Annotated in this window: 23 protein-coding genes; 7 read left to right on the top strand and 16 right to left on the bottom strand. The window is 70.9% G+C overall.

Annotation, left to right across the window (positions count from 1 at the left end):
* Nucleotides 1-26: 26 nt before the first annotated feature.
* The 4 genes from fumC to ABIC70_RS02255 all read right to left on the bottom strand — a co-directional run bounded on the left by fumC (nt 27) and on the right by ABIC70_RS02255 (nt 5,614).
* The gene (fumC, locus tag ABIC70_RS02270) at nt 27-1,484 is read right to left on the bottom strand and encodes a class II fumarate hydratase (RefSeq protein WP_043389241.1); all 1,458 of its coding nucleotides are present in this window, start codon (nt 1,482-1,484) and stop codon (nt 27-29) included.
* Nucleotides 1,485-1,754: 270 nt separating this feature from the next.
* Nucleotides 1,755-3,197, bottom strand: a complete 1,443-nt coding sequence (locus tag ABIC70_RS02265; RefSeq protein ID WP_354438761.1) for a CoA transferase — start codon at nt 3,195-3,197, stop codon at nt 1,755-1,757.
* A 216-nt stretch (nt 3,198-3,413) separates the two neighbouring features.
* On the bottom strand, nt 3,414-4,277 hold the full coding sequence (locus ABIC70_RS02260) for a class II aldolase/adducin family protein (protein ID WP_053609663.1): 864 nt from the start codon (nt 4,275-4,277) through the stop codon (nt 3,414-3,416).
* A 32-nt stretch (nt 4,278-4,309) separates the two neighbouring features.
* The gene (locus ABIC70_RS02255; protein WP_053609664.1) at nt 4,310-5,614 is read right to left on the bottom strand and encodes an MFS transporter; all 1,305 of its coding nucleotides are present in this window, start codon (nt 5,612-5,614) and stop codon (nt 4,310-4,312) included.
* A 131-nt stretch (nt 5,615-5,745) separates the two neighbouring features.
* Here ABIC70_RS02255 and ABIC70_RS02250 point away from each other — a divergent pair, with 131 nt between their 5' ends.
* Together ABIC70_RS02250 and ABIC70_RS02245 are read left to right on the top strand one after the other, a co-directional pair.
* A complete protein-coding gene (locus ABIC70_RS02250) occupies nt 5,746-6,639 on the top strand; it encodes a LysR substrate-binding domain-containing protein (RefSeq protein ID WP_354438759.1) in 894 nt (297 codons plus the stop codon).
* Between the two features lie 296 nt (nt 6,640-6,935).
* Nucleotides 6,936-8,297: an NAD(P)H-dependent oxidoreductase gene (locus tag ABIC70_RS02245; RefSeq protein ID WP_043760044.1), complete on the top strand. Its 1,362-nt coding sequence runs from the start codon at nt 6,936-6,938 to the stop codon at nt 8,295-8,297.
* Nucleotides 8,298-8,301: 4 nt separating this feature from the next.
* Here ABIC70_RS02245 and ABIC70_RS02240 read toward each other — a convergent pair whose 3' ends face one another.
* Nucleotides 8,302-9,192, bottom strand: coding sequence for an AraC family transcriptional regulator (locus ABIC70_RS02240; RefSeq protein WP_354438758.1), 891 nt, complete (start codon nt 9,190-9,192; stop codon nt 8,302-8,304).
* Nucleotides 9,193-9,273: 81 nt separating this feature from the next.
* Nucleotides 9,274-9,504: a hypothetical protein gene (locus ABIC70_RS02235; protein ID WP_043357549.1), complete on the bottom strand. Its 231-nt coding sequence runs from the start codon at nt 9,502-9,504 to the stop codon at nt 9,274-9,276.
* A gap of 553 nt (nt 9,505-10,057) precedes the next feature.
* On the opposite strand from ABIC70_RS02235, the gene ABIC70_RS02230 reads away from it, so the two are divergent.
* Nucleotides 10,058-11,374, top strand: a complete 1,317-nt coding sequence (locus tag ABIC70_RS02230; RefSeq protein WP_274927697.1) for an HlyD family secretion protein — start codon at nt 10,058-10,060, stop codon at nt 11,372-11,374.
* A complete protein-coding gene (locus tag ABIC70_RS02225; protein ID WP_354438756.1) occupies nt 11,371-13,512 on the top strand; it encodes a peptidase domain-containing ABC transporter in 2,142 nt (713 codons plus the stop codon). The genes ABIC70_RS02230 and ABIC70_RS02225 overlap by 4 nt, the downstream gene beginning before the upstream one ends.
* Here ABIC70_RS02225 and ABIC70_RS02220 read toward each other — a convergent pair.
* The 4 genes from ABIC70_RS02220 to ABIC70_RS02205 form a co-directional block, all read right to left on the bottom strand.
* Entirely contained in the window at nt 13,478-14,482 is a 1,005-nt protein-coding gene (locus tag ABIC70_RS02220) for a helix-turn-helix domain-containing protein (RefSeq protein WP_354438754.1), read from the bottom strand. The two genes, ABIC70_RS02225 and ABIC70_RS02220, sit on opposite strands and share 35 nt — an antisense overlap.
* A gap of 124 nt (nt 14,483-14,606) precedes the next feature.
* Nucleotides 14,607-16,016, bottom strand: a complete 1,410-nt coding sequence (locus ABIC70_RS02215) for an MFS transporter (RefSeq protein ID WP_210274656.1) — start codon at nt 16,014-16,016, stop codon at nt 14,607-14,609.
* A gap of 250 nt (nt 16,017-16,266) precedes the next feature.
* Nucleotides 16,267-16,512: a hypothetical protein gene (locus ABIC70_RS02210; RefSeq protein ID WP_043357529.1), complete on the bottom strand. Its 246-nt coding sequence runs from the start codon at nt 16,510-16,512 to the stop codon at nt 16,267-16,269.
* Between the two features lie 232 nt (nt 16,513-16,744).
* Nucleotides 16,745-17,158 carry a Ros/MucR family transcriptional regulator gene (locus ABIC70_RS02205; RefSeq protein WP_043389239.1) on the bottom strand — a complete coding sequence of 138 codons (414 nt, stop codon included), beginning with the start codon at nt 17,156-17,158 and terminating at the stop codon, nt 16,745-16,747.
* A 529-nt stretch (nt 17,159-17,687) separates the two neighbouring features.
* On the opposite strand from ABIC70_RS02205, the gene ABIC70_RS02200 reads away from it, so the two are divergent.
* From ABIC70_RS02200 to ABIC70_RS02190, 3 genes are all read left to right on the top strand, one after another.
* Complete coding sequence (locus ABIC70_RS02200; protein ID WP_043760054.1) at nt 17,688-17,948, top strand: hypothetical protein; 261 nt, start codon at nt 17,688-17,690, stop codon at nt 17,946-17,948.
* Nucleotides 17,948-18,355, top strand: coding sequence for a hypothetical protein (locus ABIC70_RS02195; protein WP_354438753.1), 408 nt, complete (start codon nt 17,948-17,950; stop codon nt 18,353-18,355). The genes ABIC70_RS02200 and ABIC70_RS02195 overlap by 1 nt, the downstream gene beginning before the upstream one ends.
* Nucleotides 18,356-18,440: 85 nt before the next feature.
* Complete coding sequence (locus ABIC70_RS02190; protein WP_354438752.1) at nt 18,441-18,752, top strand: hypothetical protein; 312 nt, start codon at nt 18,441-18,443, stop codon at nt 18,750-18,752.
* A gap of 27 nt (nt 18,753-18,779) precedes the next feature.
* Here the strand turns inward: ABIC70_RS02190 and ABIC70_RS02185 are convergent, their stop codons facing one another.
* The 6 genes from ABIC70_RS02185 to ABIC70_RS02160 all read right to left on the bottom strand — a co-directional run bounded on the left by ABIC70_RS02185 (nt 18,780) and on the right by ABIC70_RS02160 (nt 23,444).
* The gene (locus ABIC70_RS02185; protein WP_043389021.1) at nt 18,780-19,232 is read right to left on the bottom strand and encodes a hypothetical protein; all 453 of its coding nucleotides are present in this window, start codon (nt 19,230-19,232) and stop codon (nt 18,780-18,782) included.
* A gap of 52 nt (nt 19,233-19,284) precedes the next feature.
* Nucleotides 19,285-19,650 carry a hypothetical protein gene (locus ABIC70_RS02180; RefSeq protein ID WP_236952768.1) on the bottom strand — a complete coding sequence of 122 codons (366 nt, stop codon included), beginning with the start codon at nt 19,648-19,650 and terminating at the stop codon, nt 19,285-19,287.
* Nucleotides 19,651-20,114: 464 nt separating this feature from the next.
* Entirely contained in the window at nt 20,115-20,327 is a 213-nt protein-coding gene (locus ABIC70_RS02175) for a hypothetical protein (RefSeq protein ID WP_354438750.1), read from the bottom strand.
* A gap of 257 nt (nt 20,328-20,584) precedes the next feature.
* Nucleotides 20,585-21,328, bottom strand: coding sequence for an ABC transporter permease (locus tag ABIC70_RS02170; RefSeq protein WP_354438749.1), 744 nt, complete (start codon nt 21,326-21,328; stop codon nt 20,585-20,587).
* Nucleotides 21,325-22,257, bottom strand: coding sequence for an ABC transporter ATP-binding protein (locus ABIC70_RS02165; RefSeq protein ID WP_043389016.1), 933 nt, complete (start codon nt 22,255-22,257; stop codon nt 21,325-21,327). Before ABIC70_RS02165 ends, ABIC70_RS02170 begins: the two co-directional genes overlap by 4 nt.
* Entirely contained in the window at nt 22,254-23,444 is a 1,191-nt protein-coding gene (locus ABIC70_RS02160; protein ID WP_354438747.1) for an ABC transporter permease, read from the bottom strand. The genes ABIC70_RS02165 and ABIC70_RS02160 overlap by 4 nt, the downstream gene beginning before the upstream one ends.
* Nucleotides 23,445-23,544 lie beyond the last annotated feature (100 nt).

Below are 23,544 nucleotides of genomic sequence, written 5' to 3'. Positions count from 1 at the left end.
GGGCCCGACGGATGGTCCCGGCGGGTTCAGGCGCCGGCCAGCCCGTGGCCGGTCATGGTCTTGGGATCGCACACCGCGTCGAAGCGCTCGGCCGGAACGCCCTCGGCCAGGGCGGCCTCGCGCAGCGTCGTACCCTCGTCGTTGGCGCGGTGGGCGATTTTGGAGGCGAGGTCATAGCCGATCACCGGCGACAGGGCCGTGACCAGCATCAGCGACTGGTTCACGGTCTCGTCGATCCGCTTCCGGTTGAGCTCCGTGCCCGCGACCGAGTAGGTCCGGAATTTCTCGCAGGCATCGCCCAGCACGCGGATCGCGTGCAGCGTGTTGTTGATGATGATCGGGCGCATCGCGTTCAACTCGAAATTGCCCTGCGCGCCCGCGAAGGCGACCGCGTTGTCCTCGCCGATCACCTGAATGCAGACCATCACCATGGCCTCGCACTGGGTCGGGTTGACCTTGCCGGGCATGATCGAGGAGCCCGGCTCGTTGGCGGGCAGCAGCAATTCGCCGAGACCGCAGCGCGGCCCCGAGGCGAGCCAGCGCATGTCGTTGGCGATCTTCATCAGCGCGACCGCGAGCCCGCGCACCGCCGCCATGGCGGCGACCATGGCGTCGAGGGAGCCTTGGGCGGCGAACTTGTTGGGCGCCGTGACGAACGGCTTGCCGGTCAGCGCGGCGATCTGGCCGGCGATCTCCGCGCTGAAGCCCTCCGGGGCGTTGAGGCCGGTGCCGACCGCGGTGCCGCCGGCCGCGAGCTTGTAGAGCCCGGCCCGCGACGCCGCGACTAGGGCCAGCGCGTCGCGCATCTGCTCCACGTAGCCCGACCATTCCTGGCCGACCGTCAACGGCGTCGCATCCTGAAGATGAGTCCGGCCGGTCTTGACCACATCCATCCAGGCCTGCGCCTTCGCGTCGATCGCGTCGGCAAGGGCGTGCGCCTGCGGGAGGAGCACCTCGTCGAGTTCCAGCACCGTCGCGATGTGCATCGCGGTCGGGAAGGTGTCGTTCGACGACTGGCCCATGTTGACGTGGTCGTTCGGGTGGACCGGGCTCTTGGAGCCGAGTTCACCGCCGAGGAGCTGGATCGCGCGGTTCGACAGCACCTCGTTGACGTTCATGTTGGACTGGGTGCCGGAGCCGGTCTGCCAGACGTAGAGCGGATAATGCGCGTCGAGCTTTCCCGCGATCGTCTCGTCGGCGGCCCGGACGATGGCCTGCGCCCGCCAGTCCTCCAGGCGTCCGGCCGCGGCGTTGACCAGGGCCGCGGCCTTCTTGACGTAGCCGTAGGCGTGATAGACCCGCTTGGGCATGCGATCGTTGCCGATCGAGAAATGCTGGAGCGAGCGCTGCGTCTGCGCCCCCCAGTAGCGGTCCGCCGGAACGTCGATCGCCCCCATCGAATCCGTCTCGCGGCGTGTCCCCGTGGCGGAGATGCCGATCGGGATTTCGCGCAGGACAGGATGGTCCGGGGCAGACGCGGGCATCGTCATCCTTCTCGGTGTCGAACCGTATGGCACAGAGCAAGTCTGGGTCGGCGAAACGGATGTGCTTTGAGGTAAATCGTATTAATATTCCCTGTTGCTTGATGGACTGTTGCTAAATCGAGGTTTTTAGGAATTTATCGTTTCATTTTTGCAAATTGTTGTATATATTAACATAGTGTCATGCATATCGTACGTGCCGATTGCCAGACGACGCGGATCGATGTCAAGGGTCGCGTAATGTCGCCGGTGCAAAAATATTAGATGGATTGATCAATTTATAGCGCGGCTGCTGTTCGGGCTGGAAAATTGCGCGCTATCGAAATTGGAAACCAGTGCAGCCTCCGTAGATCCGAGATCTCGGGCGGGCCTATCCCATCGCAGGGGAACGCCGCCGATCCGCGCGGGCGCGTACAGCCTGAGGGCGGGTCCCCACGCCGTGTGTTCGATCTTTGGTAAGAAGTCCCGGTCCTGATCTCCGCTGAAGGCGGGCCCCGGTGCGCCGCCGGCATGGTCGGTGAGCAGAAACGCCGTGCGGGCCAGGGAGAGCCTCGCGGTGACGGCGCGCCCCTCCCGCAACCGGGCGATCAGGCCCCGTATGGACGCCGCCGCCATCAGATAGCCGGTGGCGTGGTCGAGCGCCTGGACGGGCAGCGGCACCGGCCGGTCGGCCTGTTTCCAGCGCTGTCCGGCCGCCGCGATGCCGGCCGACATCTGGACGAGGCTGTCGAAGCCGCGCCGGCCGGCCCAGGGCCCGGTCCAGCCATAGGCGCAGAGCGTGACGTCGATCAGGTTCGGATTGAGCGCCCGGCGATGCTTCTCCCCGTAGCCGAGCCGCTCCAGGGCATCCGGGCGGTATCCATGCACGAGGATGTCCGCCTCCGAGAGCAGCCCCTCGAACCGCTGTCGGTCGGCGGCCCGATGGAGGTCGAGCCGGGTGCAGACCTTGCCCAGGGTGACGTCGGGCGCCAGGGACGGCTCATCCCAGCCGGGCGGGTCGATTCGCAGGACGTCGGCGCCCAGCCCGGCCAGGAAGCGCGTGGCCACAGGCCCCGCCAGGATGCGGGTCAGGTCGAGGACCCGGATCCCCGCGAGGGGACGGGCCGGGTCCGGGCGCCACCGTCCGGAGTCGTGGCCGGGCGCCTCCGTGACCGCCACGAGGGGCTCGGCCCGGACCGCCCGGCCCTGGTCCAGTCGCTGCCACGCCTCCAGGCTGCGCATCGCCGCGGCGCAGCCCCCCGCGCGCAGGATCGCCGATTCCAGGGGCTCGGCCGTCTCCCGGGCCACGGCGGCCGCAACCGCCTGCCGGTCGCCCGGACAGTCGAGCACCGAGAGGGCGGCGGCGCGATGGTGGGGCGAGTTGGTGTGCAGCCGGATCCAGCCGTCCGCCGCCCGGTAGTCGCCGGCGATCGGGTCCCAGGCGGCCGGCATCGTCCATCCGCGCGGCCGCACCGACGGGCCGAACCACGCCGAGGCGAGATGCCGGTCCACCGTCACGGCGGGCGCATCTCCGAACAGGCCCAGAAGTTCGGAGACGGCGAGGCCGGCGGCACCGATCGCCGCCGTCGCCAGCTCCGTGACGGGGAAGCAGGACGGCAGGCTCTCCGTGCCGGTGACCGTCAGCCGGTCTCCGGCATCGGGCGGCAGCGCCAGGGCTGCCAGCGCCTCCGCGAAGATCGACCGCAGGGCGTCCTCGTCGGTGTGTCGCTTGCGCATGGTCGCGGCCCTCACATGACCTGTGCAGGGTGGCGGCCGCCGACGGATGAATCAATCTTGTACCGCTGATGGGCAGGACGGACCGGCTCCCCGCTCCATCCGGACGGCGCCGTCCGGGCGCCGGCCCATACCGGCCCATAGCGGCAGGGCCGGCCTTGCGGCCGGCCCTGATGGGCGTCGCGGCGCCGTCCGCGCGGGGGCGGCGCCCGGCCGGCCTCAGGCGAACATGTCGGGCTGGGTCTCGGCGATGTGGTTGTACAGCGTCTGGAAGTGCAGCCAGCCGATATAGTCGCTGCCGACATGCTCGCGGCTGTAGCGGGCGGTCTTCTCCGAGAGGAGCTGCGGCTTGATGCCGGAGGCCTCGACGAGGAGCTGCTGCTTGCAGGCCCGCTCCAGGGCGATGAACCAGAAGGCCGCGTCGTCGATGCTGTGGTGCGAGCAGGTCAGCAGGCCGTGGTTCTGGTGCAGCACGCCGCGGTTGCGGCCGATCTGCTGGGCGACCGAGAGGCCGCTCTCCTTCTCCACCGCCACGGCGCCCGCCGAGGCGCCGATCACCGCGTGGCTGTTGTAGAAGGCCGCCGCGTCCTGGCTGATCATGTCGAGGGGCCGACCGGTGGCGCACCACGCGGTGCCGTAGGTGGTGTGCGCGTGGCACATCGCCATGACCTCGGGGTACTCGTCGTGCACGGCGGCGTGGAGGACGAAGCCCGCCCGGTTGATGGCGTGGCGCCCCTCGACCACCCGGCCCTTGTGGTCGGCCAGGATCAGGTTGGACATCCGCACCTGCGAGAAGTGCACGCACATCGGGTTGGTCCAGTAGAGCTCCGGACGCTCCGGGTCGCGGATCGTCAGGTGCCCGGCGAAGCCGTAGTCGAAGCCGTGCATCGCGAAGGCGCGGCAGGCGGCCACGAGGTGCTTCTTGCGGTACTCGCGCGCCTCGGCGTGGTTGGCGAATTCCGGGATCTCCGGGAAGATCAGGCCGGCCTGCTCCGGCTGGTAGATCGAGGTCCGCTTGCGGCCGGCATCGTCGTCCGGCAGGTCGAGGGCGACGGGCGCGTCGTGGGAATGATCGTCGAGCATGGCGTATCCTTTCGTCGGGTGAGGGGAGGGCGTCAGCGGTTGACGAGGCGCTTGGGCACCGTCAGCGCCAGGAGGCTGCCCAGGGCGAGGCACGCGGCGAGGGTGTAGACGCCGAGGCTCGTGGACTTGGTGGTGTCGATGATCCAGCCGATCAGGTAGGGGCTCACGAAACCCGCGAGGTTGCCGACCGAGTTGATCACCGCGATGCCGGTGGCGGCGGCCGCCCCCGCCAGGATGGCGGTCGGCAGGCACCAGAACTGGGCGAGCGTCACCAGCACGCCGATCGTCGCCACGGTGAGCGCCGCCTCGGCGATCACGAGGTCCGTGCTGAACCGGATGCTGACCAGCCAGCCCGCCACCCCGACGAGGCCCGGCACCGTGATGTGCCAGCGCCGCTCCCGGGCCGCGTCGGACAGGCGCCCGACCGTGATCATCGCCACGGCGGCGGCGCCGTAGGGCAGCATGGTCAGGAGGCCGATCTGCAGCGGGTCGGAGACGCCCGCGCCCTTGATCAGGGTCGGCAGCCAGAAGCCGACGCCGTAGAGGCCCATGATGAAGAAGAAGTAGATCCCGCAGAGCAGCCAGACCCAGCCGCTGGTGAAGCCGTCCCGGAACCGGTGCGCGGTCACGGAGGCGCCGTCGGCGGCGACGTTGTGGGCGAGCAGCGCCTTCTCGTCGGCGCTCAGCCACTTGGCCTTCTGGATGCCGTCGTCGAGATAGGCGAGGACGCAGAAGCCCAGCACGACGGACGGAAGCGCCTCGATCAGGAACAGCCACTGCCAGCCCGCGAGGCCGCCCGTGCCGGCAAACGCGTTCATGATCCAGCCGGAAACCGGTCCGCCGATCAGGCCGGCGATCGGGATGCCGGTCATGAACATGGCGATGATGCCGCCGCGGCGCTCGGACGGGTACCAGTAGGTCAGGTACAGGATCACGCCCGGGAACAGGCCCGCCTCGGCGAGGCCCAGCAGGAAGCGCAGGACGTAGAACCAGGTCGGCGAGGTCACGAACATCATGGCCGCCGAGATGACGGCCCAGCTCAGCATGACCCGGGCGATCCAGATCCGGGCGCCGACCTTGTGGAGGATCATGTTGCTCGGCACCTCGAACAGGAAGTAGCCGAGAAAGAAGATCCCGGCGCCGAGGCCGTAGACGGTCTCGCTGAACTGCAGGTCGCTCAGCATCTGCAGCTTGGCGAAACCGACATTGACGCGGTCGAGATAGGCCGCGACGTAGCAGGCGAACAGGAACGGCACGAGGCGCCACGTAACCTTGCGGTAGACCCGCGTCGTCTCGTCGATACTGGGCTCGACGAGGGTCATGACCCCCTGTGCCATTCCGATGTCTCCCTAGACTTTATCGTTTCGCCACCGTCTGCGCGGCGCGGCCGGCACTATCGTGCTGCGTCCAATCGTTGACAAACGACGATTTTTCACGCTTTTCGTGAATTCAATTCACGGATTATCCCATGCGCCGGATCCCGAGCTTCCCCGCCCTGCGGGCCTTCGAGGCGGCCGCGCGCCTCGGCAGCTTCGCGCGGGCGAGCGAGGAGCTGCACCTCACGCCCTCGGCGGTGAGTCACCAGATCCGCGCCCTGGAGCGCTGGTTCGGACGGGCCCTGTTCCGGCGGGCGAACCGTCAGGCGACGCTCACCGCCGACGGCCAGCGCCTGCTCGCGGGGCTCTCCAGCGCCTTCGACGCCATCGAGGCGGTCTGTGCCGAGCTGAGCCCGCCGCCGCCCTCGTCGCTGGCCGTCCACTGCACGCCGAGCTTCGCGGCGAAGTGGCTGGGGCCGCGGCTCCCCGCCTTCGTGGAGACGCATCCCGGCATCGCCATCCGCCTTTCCACCAGCGCCGACCCGGTGGATCTCGCCCGGCACGAGGAGATCGACATCCTGATCGCCTACGGCCGGCCGCCGCGCGGGCCCGGCCTGACCGTCGAGTCCCTGGGGCCGGAGGAGATCGCCGCCCTGTGCACGCCGGAGGTTGCCCGGGCCGCGGGGTCGGCCGGGGCCTTCATACGGCTGGACTCGTCCTTCAGCCCCATCCGCTGGCCGGACTGGTTCGCCCATAACGGCCTGCCCGTCCCGACCGGGGCATCGGGCGCGGCCTTCGACCGGGGTTCGCTGGTGATCTCGGCGGCCGTCCAGGGGCTCGGCGTGGCGCTGGAGACCCTGCGGTTCGCCCGGGACGAACTCGCCGCCGGGCAGTTGGTGCGCCTCGGCGGCGGGCGGTTCGAGAGCCTGTCCCGGGACCTGCACTTCATCTGCTACCGCGAGCGCGACGGGGCCCTGGAGAAGATCCGGGCCTTCCGCCGCTGGCTGCTCGACGTGGAGATGGAGAGCCGGGCGGTTCCGGCCTGACGCGGAAAGATGTTGGCGCGGAAAGACATTGGCGCGGTGATCGTCGTCGGCCGGATCGCTTCGGCGACAGGCGGGCGCCTCACGCCGTCGGTCCGGGGCGCCGGAGGCGAGCCCGGAACCCGGAGACACGGGCGGCGCAGGGTCCGGCGCGCGTCCCCCCGGTCGAAACGGTTGTGCCAGTCTTGTCATGCGGCGGGTCTCAACGGGATCGGGAGCCGCGCTAGGTGCGGGTCCAAACAACGCGGCAAACGCGGCGGGACCCGAGCCCGACCGTGCGCCCCCAGGGAGAACGCCCCATGTCCCTCTTCGCCAAGCTGCAGCGGCGCGCCGACGAGGGCCGGCCCGTCCGGGTCGGCCTGATCGGGGCCGGCAAGTTCGGCGCGATGTACCTCTCGCAGGCGCCACGCACGCCCGGGATCCACCTGATCGCCGTGGCCGATCTGTCGCCTGACCGGGCGCGCGCGTCGCTGCGGCGGGTCGGCTGGGAGGAGGCCCGGTTCGCGGCGCGCGGAATGGAGGAGGCTGCCCGGGCCGGCACGACCCTCGTCACCGAGGATGCCGACGCAATGATCGCGAGCCCGTTCGTGGATATCGTCATCGACGCCACCGGCAGCCCGGCCGCCGGAATCCGCCACGCGCTGCGGGCCTTCGCGGCGGCCAAGCACATCGTGATGGTCAACGTCGAGGCCGACGTGCTGGCCGGGCCGCTGCTGGCGCGCAAGGCGGCCGAGGCCGGTGTGATCTACTCCATGGCCTCGGGCGACCAGCCGGCGCTGATCGCCGAGCTGGTCGACTGGGCGCGCACGATCGGGCTGGAGGTGATCTGCGCCGGCAAGGGCACCAAGTACCTGCCGGCCTACCACGCCTCCACGCCCGACACGGTCTGGGGCCATTACGGCTTCAGCGAGAGCCAGGTCGCGGGCGGCGACTTCAACCCGCAGATGTTCAACTCCTTCCTCGACGGCACCAAGTCGGCCCTGGAGATGGCCGCGGTGGCCAATGCCTGCGGGCTCACCCCCCCGCGCGACGGCCTCGCCTTCCCGCCCTGCGGCGTCGACGACCTGCCGAGCATCCTGAAGCCCGTGGCGGATGGCGGCCTCCTCACCGAGCGCGGCACCGTCGAGGTGGTCTCGTCCGTCGAGCGGGACGGGCGGCCGGTGTTCCGGGACCTGCGCTGGGGCGTCTACGCGGTGTTCGAGGCGCCGAGCCCCTACGTGCGCGACTGCTTCGCCCAGTATGGCCTCAAGACCGACGCCAGCGGCCGGTTCGCCGCCACCTACAAGCCCTATCACCTGATCGGGCTGGAACTCGGGATCTCGGTGGCCTCCATCGCGGTCCGCGGCGAGGCCACGGGTGCCACCGGCGACTGGCGCGGCGACGTCGCCGCCACCGCCAAGCGCGCCCTGCGGGCCGGCGAGCGGCTCGACGGCGAGGGCGGGTTCACCGTCTACGGCAAGCTGATGCCGGCGGCGGAGGCCCTGGCGCAGGACGCCCTGCCGATCGGGCTCGCCCACAACATGGTCCTCAAGACCGACGTGCCCGCCGGCCGGGCCGTGCGCTGGAGCGACGTCGCGTACGAGGCCGACCAGGAGGCGATCCGCGTCCGGCGCGAGATGGAGGACCTGTTTCGCGGGGCGACGGGGCGGGCCGCCGGCTAGGCGCTCAGGCGCGCCGGCCGGCCGTGCGCCCGGTCGGCGAGCGCCCGACCAGCTTCCGGAACGTCCGGCTCATGGCGCCGGCGCTCGTGAAGCCCGACCGCGCGGCGACCTCCGCCATGGACCCCGCGCCGGAACGGATCAGGGCCTCGGCCCGGCCGACGCGCTCGCGCATGATGTACTGGTACGGCGTCACCCCGGTGCTCTGGCGGAAGGCCCGGATGAAGTAGCCCTCGCTGAGCCCGACGATCCCGGCCAGGGCCGACACGGTGATCTCCCGGTCCAGGTGCTCCCGGATATACGCGCAGGCGCGCCCGGCCTGCGATGCCGACAGATCGGGTCCGGCCGACCGGCCCGCCATGCGGACCGCGATGACCGAGCGCAGGACCGCCAGATGGAGGCTCTCGATCAAAAGCGGGTCTGGCGAAGGATCGTCCCGATGCGCGTAGCTCAGCGCGCTGAGGATGTGACAGGTGCTCCGGCAGGCGCGGAGGTCGCGCCCGTCGGTCGCAAACGCGATCTTCCCGATCGGCGCTTCCGCGAGCCGCTCGACGGCCGCCGCCGAGAAGGACAGGACCCGGCCGGTATACGGGCCGACCCACCGGGTCGTGCCGTGCAGACCGGGGCGCCGGACCAGCAGGCCCTCGCGGTCGCTCAACCGCGCCGCGATCTCGTAATCGACCTCGTGATGCGCCCCCGCGGGCTGCGTGCTGGCCGCGACTTCGAGACCGGAGACCGCATGCGTGCTCCAGCCCCCGGTGGCGAAGCGGAAATCGATGAAGGTGATCTCCGGGAGACCGCGGTCGCCCGGCGCGCAGCAGGTCAGCTCGGGACGGCCGGAGAGATGTCCGGAACTGCCGCTGGTGGCGTACGTGATGGTCTCGGGCGTGCTGTCCATGCGGGCCAGTCGGTTCCGGCTTCGTCGCCCTCGGGCGCCTGAGGAGGGCGGCCTCGCGGCCGCCCTCCCGATTCTCCTCCGTCAGCGAAGGGCGCCGGTCACGCCGCCTACGAGGCCGCCAACCGCGCCGAGCACGCTGCCCACCAAGCCGCTCACGAGGCTGCCCGCTTGGCCGACGACCCCCGAGACCGCACCGAGTTCCTGGCTTGCGTCGACCCCCAGGCCGACGGTGAGGCCGACCCCGAGGCCGCCGCCCACCTGGTCAAGCTCGGTGGCGCTCAGCTCGCGGACGGTATCGATGCTGTCCTGCATGATCGTTCTCCTGATTGAGATTCAAGAAGAAGTTTATTCTGCTCGATCTATTGTCTGATCGCAGCGTCGAGGCGCCTTGGACGTCGGCGCCTGCCTTTAGGATTACAGAGATGTGCTTCGTGTCAATCGGTATCTGGCTCCCGATACGTATCGAGTTCTCTCGAATTCGGCGAATGCGCAAAAACTGACCGGGCTTGCCTTTCCCAGGGCGCGCTCCAGGCGCTTTCGCATCGAGCGCCGTCTTCGCTGGGGCCGCGTGCCTCTCGACAGCATCGCGAAGACGCGATCTTTGCGCTGCAGCACGAGAGCGCGCAAAAATTGACCTTGTTTTGCGTCGCAAAACAAGCCGGACCCTCATTTCGTTCAAGCAATTGAGATCGTTGAATTTTTGTAGAAAATTGCGACGATCTGACGCGGCATCGGGAATACAAAATTCGCATTCCCGTGCAGTGTTGACACAGCACTCGTACGATGCGACCGAACAAGCCGGATGACGTCGAGGCGCGCTATCCTCGAAGATGTGGTCTCGTTCTGGGAAGGTTGCTTTAGCCGGGTGCCAAGTCCGCTCTTTCGACTGGAAGTTATAGAGGCACGACGCAATGCGTGGCTGGGCGAGGCGCAGATCATCCAGCCCTTGCCGATCCGCATCGTGGCCCTGTCCTGCGTGGCCATGGTGGCGGCCGTCGGCCTCTATGCCTGGCAGGGCACCTATACCCGCCGCATCCACGCCGTCGGCCTGCTCGCGCCCGATATCGGTCTGATCAGTCTCGCCAGCCCGGTCGCCGGCCGCGTCGGCTCGACGGGGGTGCGCGAGGGCGACAAGGTCGCCCGCGGGCAGCTCCTGTACACGATCGACCTCGACGCCGTGTCGGCGAGCGGGCCTACGCAGGAACGGGTGATCGCCGAGCTGGAGCGCCAGCGGCAGAGCGTGGAGCGGCAGCGGGCCGCCCGGGCCGATCTGGCTTGGACGGAGCGCCAGGCCCTCCGGGAGCAGGTGGCAAATCTGAGCGAGCAATCCGCCCAGCTCGCCAAGCAGATCGACCTGCAGGAGAAGCTGGTGCCGCCGCTCCGGTCGCGGGTCGAGGAGCTCGCCGACGCCGTGGCGCGCGGCTTCGCCCGCGCCGCCGATCTCCAGAGCCAGAACTACCTCTACATGCAGGCGAGCGCGCAGCTCGCGCAGTTCCAGCAGAGCCGCCTCCAGGTCGACGGCAAGCTCGCCGACACGAAATCCCAGCTCGCCGCCTACGACGACCGGCTGGCCCGCGACCTCGCCGACCTCGACCGGACCGCCGCCCAGCTGGCGCAGCAGAAGGCCGAGAGCGAGGCGCGCCGCGCCATCGAGGTCCGGGCACCGGAGGCCGGGACCCTGACGTCGATCCGCGCGCAGGTCGGCCAGACCGTGGCGGCCGGGGCGACGCTCCTGACCCTGCTGCCGAGCGCGGGGCGCCTCCAGGCCAACCTGTTCGTCGATTCGTCGGCCATCGGCTTCGCCGAGGCCGGCGCGCCGGTGATGCTGCGCTACGCCGCCTTCCCGTTCCAGCGCTTCGGCTTGCATCGCGGCGTCGTCACCGAGGTCACGCGGGCGCCGCTGGGCAGCGATGACGCCCCGGATTTCGCGCGACGCGCCTCCGCCCGGGGGGAGGGGACCGACCTGTACCGCATCGTCGTCCGGCCCGATTCCGACACCGTGCTGGCCTATGGCGAGCGGCGCAGCCTCGAGGCGGGCATGCGGGTCGAGGCCGATATCGCCCTGGAGAAGCGGTCGCTCTACCGCTGGCTGCTCGATCCCGTCGCGCATGTCCGGGAAAGCCTCGCCCTCGTCACGCGCGGCGGCCTCGACGCCCTGCCGGTCCGGAAGGCGGCCCCGTGACGGCGCCATCCCGTGCCGCCCGGCTGGACTTCGGGCTTCGCCGCCGGGTGCCGGTCGTCCTGCAGGCCGAGGCCGCCGAATGCGGCATGGCCTGCCTCGCCATGGTCTTGGCCTATCACGGCCGCCAGCTTGACCTCGCCACGCTGCGCCGGCGCCATCCCCTGTCGCTCAAGGGCATGACCCTGCGCAACCTGATCGACCTCTGCGGCGCCCAGGGCCTGACCGCCCGCGCCCTGCGGGTCGAGCTCACGGATCTGCCCCGGCTCCGGCTCCCCTGCATCCTGCACTGGGGCCTCAACCACTTCGTGGTGCTGACCCGTGTCGAGCGCGGCGGCCTCGTCATCAACGATCCGGGCCGCGGCCGGCGCCGGATCAGCCTCGCGGAGGCCTCGCGGGAATTCACCGGTGTCGCCCTGGAGGCGGTGCCGAACCCGGGCTTCAAGCGCGAGCGGGCCAACCCGGGCCTGCGGCTGCGCGACCTGTTCCGCAACATGGCCGGCATCCGCGCCGCCCTGGCCCAGGTGCTGGCCCTCTCCCTGGGGATCGAACTCGTCGCCCTGCTGATGCCCATCGCCTCGCAGGTCGTGATCGACGAGGTGATCGTGAATGCCGACCACGACCTGCTCCTCGTGGTGGCGATCGGCCTCGGATTGCTGCTGCTGCTCCAGCTGGGCCTCAGCATCGCCCGGACCTGGGCGATCATGCTGGCCGGGACCCGGCTGAACTACCAATGGTCGGCCGGCCTGTTCGACCACCTGTCGCGGCTGCCCCTCGACTATTTCGAGAAGCGCCATGTCGGCGACGTGATCTCCCGGTTCGGCTCCCTGGCCACCATCCAGAAGGGCCTGACGACCGACCTCGTCCAGGCCGTCCTCGACGGCCTCATGGCGATCGGGATGCTGGCCATGCTGATGGTCTATGGCGGCTGGCTGGTCGCGGTGGTTCTGGCCTCGACGGCACTCAACGCGATCCTCCGGGTCTTCGCCTACGGCGCCTATCGCGAGGGCAGCGAGGAGGCCCTCGTGGCCGAGGCCCGCCAGCAGACGCACTTCATCGAGACGGTCCGCGGCATGGCGAGCGTCAAGCTCCTCGACCTGCGCGAGCGGCGCGGCGGCGCCTGGATGAACCACTTCGTCACGGCCCTGAACGCCCGGCTGCGGCTGCAGCGCCTCGACCTCGTGTTCGGCCGTGCGAACGAGTTCCTGTTCGGCCTCGACCGCCTGATCCTGCTGGTGTTGGGCGCCCGCGCCGTGATCGGCGGGTCGCTGTCGCTCGGCATGCTGGTGGCGTTCCTGGCCTATCGCGACCAGTTCGCCACGCGGATCGGCAGCCTGATCGACGCGTGGTTCAAGCTGCGCATGCTCGACGTGCAGACCGACCGGCTCGCCGACATCGTGCTGTGCGAGCCCGAGGAGCAGGATCTCGCCGCCGCCGCGCCGCCCGCGGCGCCGGTCGTCGCCCTGAAGGTCGGGGCGCTCGCCGGCGTAGGCCTGGCGCTGCGCTACGGCGCGGACGAGCCCTGGATCTTCCGCGGGGTCTCGCTGTCGGTCCGGGCCGGCGCCTGCTTCGCGATCACCGGTCCCTCGGGATGCGGCAAGACCTCGCTCATGAAGGTGATGATGGGGCTGACGCCCCCGACCGAGGGGATCGTCGCCGCCGACGGCCAGGACATCCGCACCGCCGCCGGATCCTACCGCCGCCGGATCGCCGGCGTGATGCAGAACGACGGCCTGTTCGCGGGCTCCATCGCCGAGAACATCGCTGCCTTTGACGAGCATCCGGATGCCGGCTGGATCGCCGAATGTGCGGCCCGGGCCGCGATCCTGGACGACATCCGCCGCATGCCGATGGGCTTCGAGAGCCTCGTCGGCGACATGGGCTCGACCCTGTCGGGAGGCCAGAAGCAGCGCATCGTGCTGGCGCGCGCCCTCTACCGGCGGCCCGAGATCCTGTTCCTCGACGAGGCTACGAGCCATCTCGACGAGGCCACCGAGGCGGTGATCGCCGAGGCTCTGCGGGACCTGCGCATGACGCGGGTCATCGTGGCCCATCGCCCGGCGACGATCGCCCATGCGGACGCGGTGTTCGATTTCCCCGCCCAGGTCAGGGGCGCGGCGGATCTGGCTGCCGCGGGCTGACGCGGTTCGCCTGAGGCTGCGCGGGCCGGAGGTCGCCCGGTGCCAGGCCGAAGCGCTTGCGGAACCCGCGGTTGAAGGTCGGCACGTCGGTGAACCCGCACGCATAGGCGATCGAGGCGATCCGCACCTTGCCGTCGCGGGCGGCTTCCAGCCGTCGGCGCGCGAGGTCGAGGCGCGCGTCGCGGATCGCCGTCGCGATGCCGCCGGTCTCCGCGAAGGCGCGGTACAGGCTCGTCCGGGACAGGCCCAGCGCCCTCTGGATGTCCTGCGGGGTCAGGTCGGGATCGTGCATCCGGCGCGCGATATGGGCGCGGGCGAGCGAGACCACCGCCGCCTGCGAAACCTCCGCGGGCTTCGTGCGCCGGGCCGTGCCGTCGACGAGGTGGCCGAGAAGGTGCAGCACGCCCTCGATCGCGGTCTGTGCCTCGCCCTCGGACATCCAGGCGATGGAGGCGGCCACGGTGCACAGGCGCGTCCGGAACGCCACCCCGGCCGGGTGCGGGTTGAGGCTGCGGCCCGCGAAGGCGTCCGCATCGCCGACCCAGGCTTCGAAGACCTCGCGCGGCACGGCGAGCCGGATCTCGCCGTAGGCGCTCTGGGTGCCGGCCACGAAGGGCCGGTTCCGCGACAGGAAGCTGATATCACCGGGGTTCAGTTGGGCGCCGCGGCCGTGCTGCTCGTGATAGCCGATGCCGTCGAGCCCGAGGCCGATCACCACCATCGCGCGGGCGTTCCGGTCGACGTGCCGGGACCGGAACTCCAGCTCCACCGGGCTGCTGACCGTATGGGTCAGCGACCAGCCGGCCGACGCCACGGTCAGGCGTTTGGCCGCGAAGCGCTCCCGGGGATGCCGCCGGCCGATGTCGCCGAAAGCGGCCAGGGCCGTGCAGCGCCAGAATTCGAAGGCCTGCTTGGGCTCGACGTGATTGGTCGTCTCGACGAGGCTTGGGACGAGCACCGGGCTCAACACGTGTGACACTCCCGTCCGGCCCGGCGGCGCTGTCCCAGCGCCTGTGCAACTCTATCGTGTGAATCTTGCCGGATTGGCAACCGACGCCGATCGGGCCTGACGATGCGGGGCGTCCCCGCGCGGCCTATGCAACGGCCCGGCCAGACAGGCCGCGCGGTCCGGCAAGCAGCAGCGCGGCGCTGGCCCCGAGGACGATCGTGATCACCGCGAACATCGCGTGCGGTCCGTAGGCCGAAAGGACCGGCAGGAGGATGAGCGGCGCCAGGGCGGCGGCGACCCGGCCGCCGGCCCAGGCGCAGGTCATGGCCGAGGCCCGCAGCGGCGTCGGGAGGAGTTCCGTGGCGTAGACGGCGAGGACGCTGCCGTAGGTCGCCGCGGCGGTGTTGAAGGCGATGCCGACGAGAACCAGCGTCAGGAACGTGCCGCTCGCCGCGAAGGCCGTGCCCAGGGCCGCCATCGCGGCCGCCAGGGCCGTCAGGCAGGCGCGCCGCTCGAGCCGGTCGATCACCAGCGCGGTCAGGAGGGTGCCCAGCGGCGGGCCGAGCATCGACAGCGCGGCGAAGGCGAGGGATTGATCGACCCGGAAGCCCTTCTCCACCATCACGACGGCGCTGAGCAGCGGGAAGGCGATCGTCGCCAGGGGGGCGAGCGTGAAGAGGCCCACGAACAGGGCCGTCTGGCGCGTCTGGCGCGTCCCGGTGAACAGGGCGCGAAAGCCCGCCGGCCCGTGTATCGCCGGCCCGTGTATCGCCGGCGCTGGGGCGAGGTCGGCTGCTCCGACGACCGGCGCCCGGCCGGCCGCGCGCTCGAACCGGCGGCAGGCCCCGTCGGCCTCGACGGGTCGCCCGACCGAGGCCAGCCATCGCGGCGATTCCGGCAGCCCCGCGAACAGGATGCTGCCCAGGGCCGCCAGGGCGCCCCCGAGGATCAGGGCCCAGCGCCACGGTTCGACGCCGAGGGGAGCCCCCGGTGCGAGCGCCTGCACCAGGAGGAGGACGGCCAAGCCGCCGAGGAGCCCGATCCCGGCACAGACCATCAGTGTCGCGCCGCGGTGGCGCGCCGGCGTCACCTCGGCGAGGTAGGTCGCGACGAGGGGCGGAAACCCGCCGATCGCGAAACCCGAGACCGTGCGGGCGAGCGTCAGCGCCGTGAGCCCCTGGCTCGCGGCGGCCGCCAGAGATCCGGCGGCCATCAGCGCCAGGGAGGCCTGAAGGGCGCGCCTGCGGCCGAAGCGATCACCCAGGATCCCGAAGAAGGGGGCGCCCACCGCCCCACCGGCGAAGACGGAGGCGAGGAGCAGCGAGAGGCTGCCCCGTGGCATGTTGTGGGGCGGTGCGAGGAAGATGGCCGCCAAGGCGTTGCTCAAGGCGACCTCGGCGATGTCGGTGAACAGGCCCAGCGTGCAGACAGCGAGCGCCGCCACGTGGAGCCGCGTGATCGGGAGGGAATCGAGCCGCCGCGTGACGACCGCCACCGATCCGGCCGCGGGCGCGGCGCTATGGGAGGGCGTCGCGGCCTGCAGGCGGGCGTCCATCACGGGCGTTTGTCCTCTCCCGACCGGAGCGTGCGCGCAACCGGTGCCGCACCGCCATAGCTGCGCGCCTCGAACCGGGAAACGTGGTGGCGCTCACAAACGCACGATGCGCTGCTGTCGCGGGTCACACGAGATCCGGCGCCGCGCAGGCCGGCCGGCTGCCGCGGACGTCCCTGCCTCCCGCTCGTTTCGCCGACGGAGCGAAGCCGGCCTGGGCGCGCGCCGCGCTGATAGGGTCCGCAGCCGCCGGCTAGAAGCGCGGTTGCGTGTGCCGAGATCGATCGCGCTGCGATACGGGAGCGACCGGGCCGGGCCGATGGCCGATCACGTCGCCGTTGCGGTAGGCCTCCCGGATGTTGCGTCGTGCGGAGCGACCGGCCGTCCCACCGGGCTGCGTCACGGCCGAGTCGCCGGATGGCGCCAGGACGGTCTGTGCGGAGGCCGCTCCCCCGCCGAGCAGGGACAGGATGACGACGCAGCCCGACAGACCCTTCATGCCCGCATTCCCCTCGCCTGATCGCGCCGTCCCAGCGGACGGTTCCAGCATCGCCGGCGCGCGTCATAAGTCCAGGGTATCTACGTCCACGCGGACGATCGGTTCACAAGCGAGCGCGAGGCTGGTCCGCCGAGCCCGGTGAGGCTCCCGGCGGGAGCCCGCCCGGCCATCGTGCGCGGGCGCGGTCGGGGTGCCGCGCGGCAGCCGGGAAAGGCGCCGGGGATCGCGCCGGTCAGGCCGCGTTGCGGCCGAGCCGGATCGCCTTGGCGATTTCCGAACGTCGCTCGGCATAGCCGGGCGCGGTCATCGGGTAGTCCTCCGGCAGCCCGTAGCGCGCGCGATACGAGGCCGGCGTCAGCCCATGCGCCGTGAGATGCCGCTTCAAGGTCTTGTAAGATCGGCCATCGATGAAGCTGACGATGCCGTCCGGGCGGACCGACCGATGGATCTGCGCGGGGGTCGGCTGCTCGTAGGGGATCTCGGCGGCCTTCGGCCGGTCTGTCAGTGCGAACAGGGCGCCGTGCACGGTGGCCAGAAGCGGCGGCAGGCTGGTGTGAGGAATTGCGTTGTTCGACAGGTAGGCCGTGACGACGCGCACCGCGACCTCGCTGATCGTCGATTCGAGATGGTCTTGGTCTTTCGGCAACGCGATCGATCGCATCTCTGGTCCCGGCAACCTCGCTCGGTCCTTATGACTACTCGTACATTATGGCCTGTCAATACTTGTTCGCATGTCCGGTAACCCTTTTATTATGCATACAAAATTTTATTGAGATCTTAGAGAGACGGATCCGAAGGCTTATCGGTCTGCGCTGTTGTCTGAGGTTTCCGGCCTTCGCGCCGGGGTGGTCCACCGTCGGGCGCAGGGAATGTGCGGCTGCCTGAAGCCGGGCGAAGGAGCGCGGCCGATGCGACGGTCCGACGGGGCCGAGCCGTCGATGGATCCAGGCCGGCGCCGGACCTTGCCGGGTCATGCCTCGTTCGCGATGGGAGGCGCGCCGGACGGGGCGGGCTCTCGGGCGCGGCCGATCTTCGAAGGGTGGCGGGTGTGAGGCTGCGCCGGTTCTGTCTCGGGCGTGACGAAAATGTGGCAGAAGCTTGACTATTGCAGCGGAATCAGTTTATCCCTTGACCGTTGCCTTGCGGTTACACCCCCGAGACCTCTGGAGGTTCGGATGTGCGCGCGGAAGACCTTCTACATTTTCGTGGCGGCCACGGACGGTGAGCAGTTCTGCGCCGTCCGACAAGACCAGCCGATCCCGGCGATCATCGACGGTGTGCGCTGGATGTATGTCGGCTGCATCGATACCGCGCGGGACAAGCCGTACGGGTTCGATGCGGACGCGGCGCATGCGGCGATGCGGCGGGGCGGCGTCTACCTCTACCGGCGCGAGCTGATGTTCCGGCGGGCCAATTTCCTGCTCGAAGCCGCCTGATGGGGGGCCGGGCCGGTGCGGTTCTGGCGGGCGCGCTCGTCGTCGGTCTCGGGCTCGCCCCCGGCACCGCCGCGGCGCAGATGCCGACACGGGTCGGCACCTGCGTGGCGACCACGATCTCGCGGATCGGGACGCGGTTCAGCGACAAGCTCGTGAAGCCGAAGGGCGACGGGATCGACGAGGGGACGAGCGTCGATCTCAAGAACGGCGTCTACGGCATCTCCTACGCCTATATCGACGCGATCGCGCGGTCGCGCGTTGGCGATCGGGTGATGACCTGCCTCGTGGCCCTGCCGACCGGCTGCCCCAAGGGCGACGATCGCGGCAAGATGTATACGACGACCAACCTGCGCACGCTGGATTCCTGGACTCTGCCGGACTCCCAGCACATGTGCGGCGGGGCCTGACCCGGCGGCGGTGAACCCGCCACCGGTGTGACCGCGTTTCCCCGCCGGGAGCCGGAATCGGGTCTAGGGGAGCGGAGGAGCATCCGTGTCGATCAGGAACGGTCTTGTCGCCCTCGTGCTGGCGGCGGCGGGGATTGTGCCGGCGTCCGCCTGGGCGTGGGGCGTTCCCGGATGCACCAACCTTCCCGAATACAACCGCGCCCTGGGCGCCCTGCAGGGCATGACGAGCGCCTGCGACATGAGCGTCGAGGAGGCCCGCCGGATCGTCGCGGCCCATGACGGCGTCGCGCCCGGTCCCCCGGCCGCCGCAGCGGCGCCGCAGGCCACGCCGCGGGTCGCCCCGCGCCATCGCCGGGCGCGGGCGCACCGGAGCGCGCGTCCGCAGCCCCGCCGCTGAGACGGCTCTCCGCCGGCCGAGGGACGCTCAGGCCTCGTCCCCCGGCGCGGCCGGAGGATCCGTGCGGGTGCGGGCCCAGTCCCGGTCGCGCTCCGCCTGCCGGGCGCGCTGCTCCGCCACGTAGGCGTCCTGGTCGGCGCGCTCCCGCTTCCGCCGGCGGTCGGCGGCGGCCGCCGACCGCTTCTGCCACGCCTCCGTCTCGGCCTTCTGGCGGAGCAGTTCCTCGACCGTGATGGGCGTCACCGGCGCCTTGGGTTGCGCCCAGGGATAGGGCTGCCGGGGCGGTGGCGGACGGGTCGCCCGGTGGGCGGATTCCTGTCCCGTCCGCCGGAGCGCTTCGGCCGCCTCGGCGAAGGTGAGGCCCGCGCCCCGGGCGATGCGCTCGGCGGCGGCCCGGGCGGCCGCGCGCTCGCCCATCGTGGCGCCCTGGGCGGCGAGGGCGAGGCATTTTTCGAACCGGTCTCGGTCGGCGGGCGTCATGAACGGCGTCTTACCGCCAAGTCGGCCCGCCTGTCCCGTCGCCCCGAACCCGTCAGTCCCGCTTCGCGCTGGCCACCGCGTTGGTGAAGCTGTAGCTGCCGAGCTTCTCGCCGACCACCTGGATGGCGCCGTCCGTGAGGGAGTTCAGCCGTCGGGAGCGGATCTTCATGGTCCCGGAGATGCCGGCGTACTTGCCGGTTCCGCCGATCCACTCGCCCGTGCCCTCGTTGACCGCGCCCAGGGGCTGGACCGGATAGTCCCACTTCTCGAAGACGTGGTCGCCGTCGGCGTCGACGTAGTCGCAATAGCCGTGATTCTCGAGGGTCTTGGCGGCGGTGTCGATCAGCGGGGCGGAGGTGCAGCGTCCGGCCATGTTGTGCAGGAGCCGCCCGCCCGATTCGTTGACGGCGGTCATCATGTTGATCGTTGCCGAAGCCGTTCGGTTGTCGCCGATCGTGACAGGTTTCGGCGCAGAGATATTTGTCGATGTGTAAGTTATCCTGAAATCGCCCTGTCGCGGCATGTCCTCGGCGCGGGCCGTTATGGCAGCGGGCAGCATCAGGACGAGCGCGACAGCGGAGAGTCCTGGGGCGAATGCTGTGTGGATGGTCCTTCGTGTCATGGCGACCTCCCAGTCCGACGCTTTCAAGACCGGTCGGCATCGATCGCGCAATTGGACGACGGCCGAACGAATCGTGTGCGTCGAGTTAATATTGTTATAGCGAGTTTAAATATTCAATATGTTTGGAGTTTGACAGTTTTTGTCGCTCGATCTGCGCGTCGCCATCGCTGCCGGGCCGGCTGGCGGTCCATATGCGCCTGGCCCGCCGCGCGTCTGGGGCCGGTGATGCCGCGCGATTCCGGCGCGTGGGCGGGCCGATGCTACGAGCGGGCGCGTCCGTCCCCGCCCGGACCGATCACCGGCAAGCCGGTCCCGTCCGGCAGGCCGCCGAGCACCACGAGGATCCGTCCCAAGAGCGCCCGCGAGTGCCGCTCGCCACTGCCGGCGCGGTCCGGCCGCCCCGGACGGCCCTCGTAGGCCGCGCGCAGCCGGGCGAGCTGACGTCTGCGCGTTTCGGGATCGCTGGAGCCCATGGTCCATCCCCCCGGCGGGCTCTGATCCGCGGTGCGCCCCCGCGAACGAGCCTTCGACCATCCCGAGTCGGGGAGTTGGAAAACCGTGTCTGAACGGTCCCTACGACCTTTAGCGCCGGAACGCCTGGACATGCGTCGCAGGCTCCCCGACCGTATGGCCAAGGATGCGGGTGCCGTTCTGGTCGGCACCAACCATCAGACAGGGGGTTCCACGCCCCAGGGCCGCGCGTACGGCCCCGCTGGCGTTTTAGTCGCGTCTAGGAACGAAATCCAGCCCGGCGTGCCGCCCTGCGCTCGACATGGCGGAAGCCGGCATCGATCAGGAGAGCCAGCGCCGACACCACGAGGCCGCCCTGCAGCACGTAGGCGGTGTTGCCGGTGAGGAGGCCGGAGATGATCACTTCGCCGAGGGTGCTGGCCGCCACCGTCGAGCCGATGGTCGCCGTCGCGAGGCCGATGACGGCAGCGAGGCGGATCCCCGACAGGATCATCGGCAGCGCCAGGGGCAGCTCGACGCGGAGGAGCCGCTGCCGGTCGGTCATGCCCATGCCGCGCGCGGCCTCCATCAGCGCGGGATCGAGCCCGTCGAGCCCGGTGAGCGCGGTCTCGAAGATCGGCAGGAGCCCGTAGAGCACCAGGGCGATCAGGGTCGGGACGGCGCCGAACCCGAAGATCGGCACCGCCAGGGCCAGGACCGCCACTGGCGGAAAGGTCTGCCCGATCCGGGCCACCGACCGGGCGAACGGCAGCACGTCGCGCCCGGCCGGCCGGGTGGCCGCGACCGCCAGGCCGAGGGCGATCGCGGCGGCCGTCAGGGTCGCGGCGGCGACCAGCAGGAGGTGGTTGACGGCGAGGGTCAGCAGCGGCGTCTGCGCGTAGATCGGCGGCGTGTCGCCGGGGGCGAACGGCTGAAACAGGGGCGCGAATCGGCCTGGAGCGACCAGGAACACGCCGAGGAGGGCGAGGAACGCGGCCCAGGCGAGAGGCGGGGCCCGGCTCACGGCCGGCCGCCCTGCGCCTCGAGGGCCGCCCGCGTCACCCGTCCCAGGATGACGCCGTCGCGGCTGACCGGGAGGGCCGGGCGCCGGGACCACAGGCTCTCCGCGAGGGCGGCCCGCACCGAGGTCCCGGCCGGGATGGGCGGGCCCGGCGCCGGGCCGGGCTCCACCAGATCGTCCACCACGCGCAGGGCCATGAGCTGGAAGGCCCGGTCGCCGCTGCCGAGGAGGGTGCCGACGAAGGCGGTGGCGGGTGCGCCGAGAAGGTCTGCGGGCGGCGCCTCCTGCACGAGGCGCCCGGCATCCATCACGGCGATCCGGTGGCCGAGGTGCAGGGCCTCGTCCATGTCGTGGGTCACGAGCACGATCGTGGTGTTGTAGCGCTGCTGGATCGTCCGCAGATCCTCCTGCGCCCGACCGCGGATGATCGGATCGAGGGCGCCGAAGGGCTCGTCCATGAGCAGGATCGGCGGCTCGGCGGCGAGCGCCCGGGCCACGCCGATCCGCTGCTGTTCGCCGCCGGAGAGCGCCGCCGGCAGGCGATCCCGGTAGGCCGCCGGATCGAGGTTGAACAGGCTGAGGAGTTCGTCGACCCGGGCGGCGATCCGCCTCCGGTCCCAGTCGAGCAGCTTCGGCACCACCGCGATGTTCTCCGCGACCGTGCGGTGGGGGAACAGCCCGTGTCCCTGGATGGCGTAGCCGATCCCGCGCCGCAGGAGATGCGGGGGCACGTCCCGGATGTCGCGGCCTGCGATCCGGATCGTGCCGGCGCTCGGCTCGATCAGGCGGTTGATCATCCGCAGCAGGGTGGTCTTGCCCGATCCCGAGGTGCCGACCACCGTCAGGATCGTCCCGGCCTCGACCCGGAGGGTCACGTCCGCCACGACCGTGCGTCCTTCGAAGACGCGGCTCACCTGGGCGAGGTCGATCATGGAACCCGCTCCGCCGCCCGGCCCCGGCTCAGATCGACGACCGCGTCGAGCAGCACCGCGGCGCCGGTCGCCATGGCGACGGTCGGCAGCGCGCCGAGCAGGACGAGGTCGCCCGCATTCTGGCTGATGCCCTGGAAGACGAACACGCCGAGGCCGCCGCCGCCCACGAGCCCCGCGATCACCGCAAGCCCGATGTTCTGGACGAGGACGATCCGGATTCCGGTCAGGATCGCCGGGAGGGCGAGGGGCAGCTCCACCTGGAGCAGCCGCTGCCGCGCGGTCATGCCGACGCCCCGGGCGGCGTCGCGCACCGGCCAGGGCACGGCATCGAGGCCCGCGACAGTCGCGGCGGCCACGGGCAGGAGCGCGTAGGCGAACAGCGCCACGAAGGCCGGCGCGGCGCCGATTCCCGCAATGCCGAGGGCGGCCGCGCCCGGGACCGCCCGGCCGATCCAGGCCAGGGGCGCGATCAGCATCCCGAACAGCGCCATGGACGGGATGGTCTGCACGACGTTGAGGGTCGCGAGCAGGCCCGTCCGCAGCGCAGGAACCGGGCGCGCCAGGATGGCCGCCGGGATCCCCAGAGCGGCGGCGGCCGCCACCGAGGTGAGGGCGAGAACGGCATGGGTCCGCAACTCCCGGCCGAACGTGTCGGAGCGGCTGGCATATTCCCGCAGCACCGAGAGGTTGTTCCAGAACCCGGTCCGCAGGGCGAGGCCCGTCGCGGCGACCAGCAGGGCCAGCAGGGCGATCCGCAGGATCGGTCCCGGCCGCAGCCGCGCCAGCCCGTCGCCGACGGCGAGGGCCGCCGTCGCGAAGGCGAGCCACCAGCCTGCATCCGGCGAGACCCGGCCGTACCGGTCGCCCGGCAGGGTCAGGTGATCGGCCGCCCAGCCGGCCGACAGGCCGAGGAGCAGGAGGATCGTGGTGGCGGCGGCGAGGCGCAGGGGCGCCGCCGCCCGGAGCGCCAGCAGCGGCAGGCCGAGGGCGACGACGCCTCCGAGGAGGAGCACCGCACCCGACGGGAGGGCGGACCAGGCCGTCAGCCCGGTGCCGGCCGCGATCCGGTTCGGCCGGGTCGTCATCAGCGGCAGGGCGAGCAGGCTCAGTCCCAGCAGGGCCGCGAAGGCCGAGCCCAGCGGATCGACGCCCGGGCGGAGCAGCCCCGTCGCGGAATGTCCCCCCATCCTCAAGCTCCGACGGCGCCGGCGCGCGCGGGCCCGCGCAAAAGTGGCCGGCCTCGCGACGAGTCCCCGCGACCCGCCGAGAACCCATGCCGGCAGAGCT

This window comes from Methylobacterium sp. 1973 (assembly GCF_040545035.1).
Classification (GTDB): Bacteria; Pseudomonadota; Alphaproteobacteria; order Rhizobiales; family Beijerinckiaceae; genus Methylobacterium; species Methylobacterium fujisawaense.
Note: the sequence above shows the minus strand (reverse complement) of the source record. Positions and strands in the feature narration are given on the sequence as shown.

What these genes read in the sequence shown, in the direction of transcription:
- ABIC70_RS02255 (WP_053609664.1), bottom strand. Translation starts at nt 5,614, where the DNA reads ATGGCACAGGGGGTCATGACCCTCGTCGAGCCCAGTATCGACGAGACG.
- fumC (WP_043389241.1), bottom strand. Translation starts at nt 1,484, where the DNA reads ATGCCCGCGTCTGCCCCGGACCATCCTGTCCTGCGCGAAATCCCGATC.
- ABIC70_RS02180 (WP_236952768.1), bottom strand. Translation starts at nt 19,650, where the DNA reads ATGATGACCGCCGTCAACGAATCGGGCGGGCGGCTCCTGCACAACATG.
- ABIC70_RS02265 (WP_354438761.1), bottom strand. Translation starts at nt 3,197, where the DNA reads ATGCGCAAGCGACACACCGACGAGGACGCCCTGCGGTCGATCTTCGCG.
- ABIC70_RS02210 (WP_043357529.1), bottom strand. Translation starts at nt 16,512, where the DNA reads ATGAAGGGTCTGTCGGGCTGCGTCGTCATCCTGTCCCTGCTCGGCGGG.
- ABIC70_RS02165 (WP_043389016.1), bottom strand. Translation starts at nt 22,257, where the DNA reads ATGATCGACCTCGCCCAGGTGAGCCGCGTCTTCGAAGGACGCACGGTC.
- ABIC70_RS02195 (WP_354438753.1), top strand. Translation starts at nt 17,948, where the DNA reads ATGGGGGGCCGGGCCGGTGCGGTTCTGGCGGGCGCGCTCGTCGTCGGT.
- ABIC70_RS02235 (WP_043357549.1), bottom strand. Translation starts at nt 9,504, where the DNA reads ATGCAGGACAGCATCGATACCGTCCGCGAGCTGAGCGCCACCGAGCTT.
- ABIC70_RS02160 (WP_354438747.1), bottom strand. Translation starts at nt 23,444, where the DNA reads ATGGGGGGACATTCCGCGACGGGGCTGCTCCGCCCGGGCGTCGATCCG.
- ABIC70_RS02245 (WP_043760044.1), top strand. Translation starts at nt 6,936, where the DNA reads ATGTCCCTCTTCGCCAAGCTGCAGCGGCGCGCCGACGAGGGCCGGCCC.
- ABIC70_RS02185 (WP_043389021.1), bottom strand. Translation starts at nt 19,232, where the DNA reads ATGACGCCCGCCGACCGAGACCGGTTCGAAAAATGCCTCGCCCTCGCC.
- ABIC70_RS02215 (WP_210274656.1), bottom strand. Translation starts at nt 16,016, where the DNA reads ATGGACGCCCGCCTGCAGGCCGCGACGCCCTCCCATAGCGCCGCGCCC.
- ABIC70_RS02250 (WP_354438759.1), top strand. Translation starts at nt 5,746, where the DNA reads ATGCGCCGGATCCCGAGCTTCCCCGCCCTGCGGGCCTTCGAGGCGGCC.
- ABIC70_RS02200 (WP_043760054.1), top strand. Translation starts at nt 17,688, where the DNA reads ATGTGCGCGCGGAAGACCTTCTACATTTTCGTGGCGGCCACGGACGGT.
- ABIC70_RS02240 (WP_354438758.1), bottom strand. Translation starts at nt 9,192, where the DNA reads ATGGACAGCACGCCCGAGACCATCACGTACGCCACCAGCGGCAGTTCC.
- ABIC70_RS02260 (WP_053609663.1), bottom strand. Translation starts at nt 4,277, where the DNA reads ATGCTCGACGATCATTCCCACGACGCGCCCGTCGCCCTCGACCTGCCG.
- ABIC70_RS02175 (WP_354438750.1), bottom strand. Translation starts at nt 20,327, where the DNA reads ATGGGCTCCAGCGATCCCGAAACGCGCAGACGTCAGCTCGCCCGGCTG.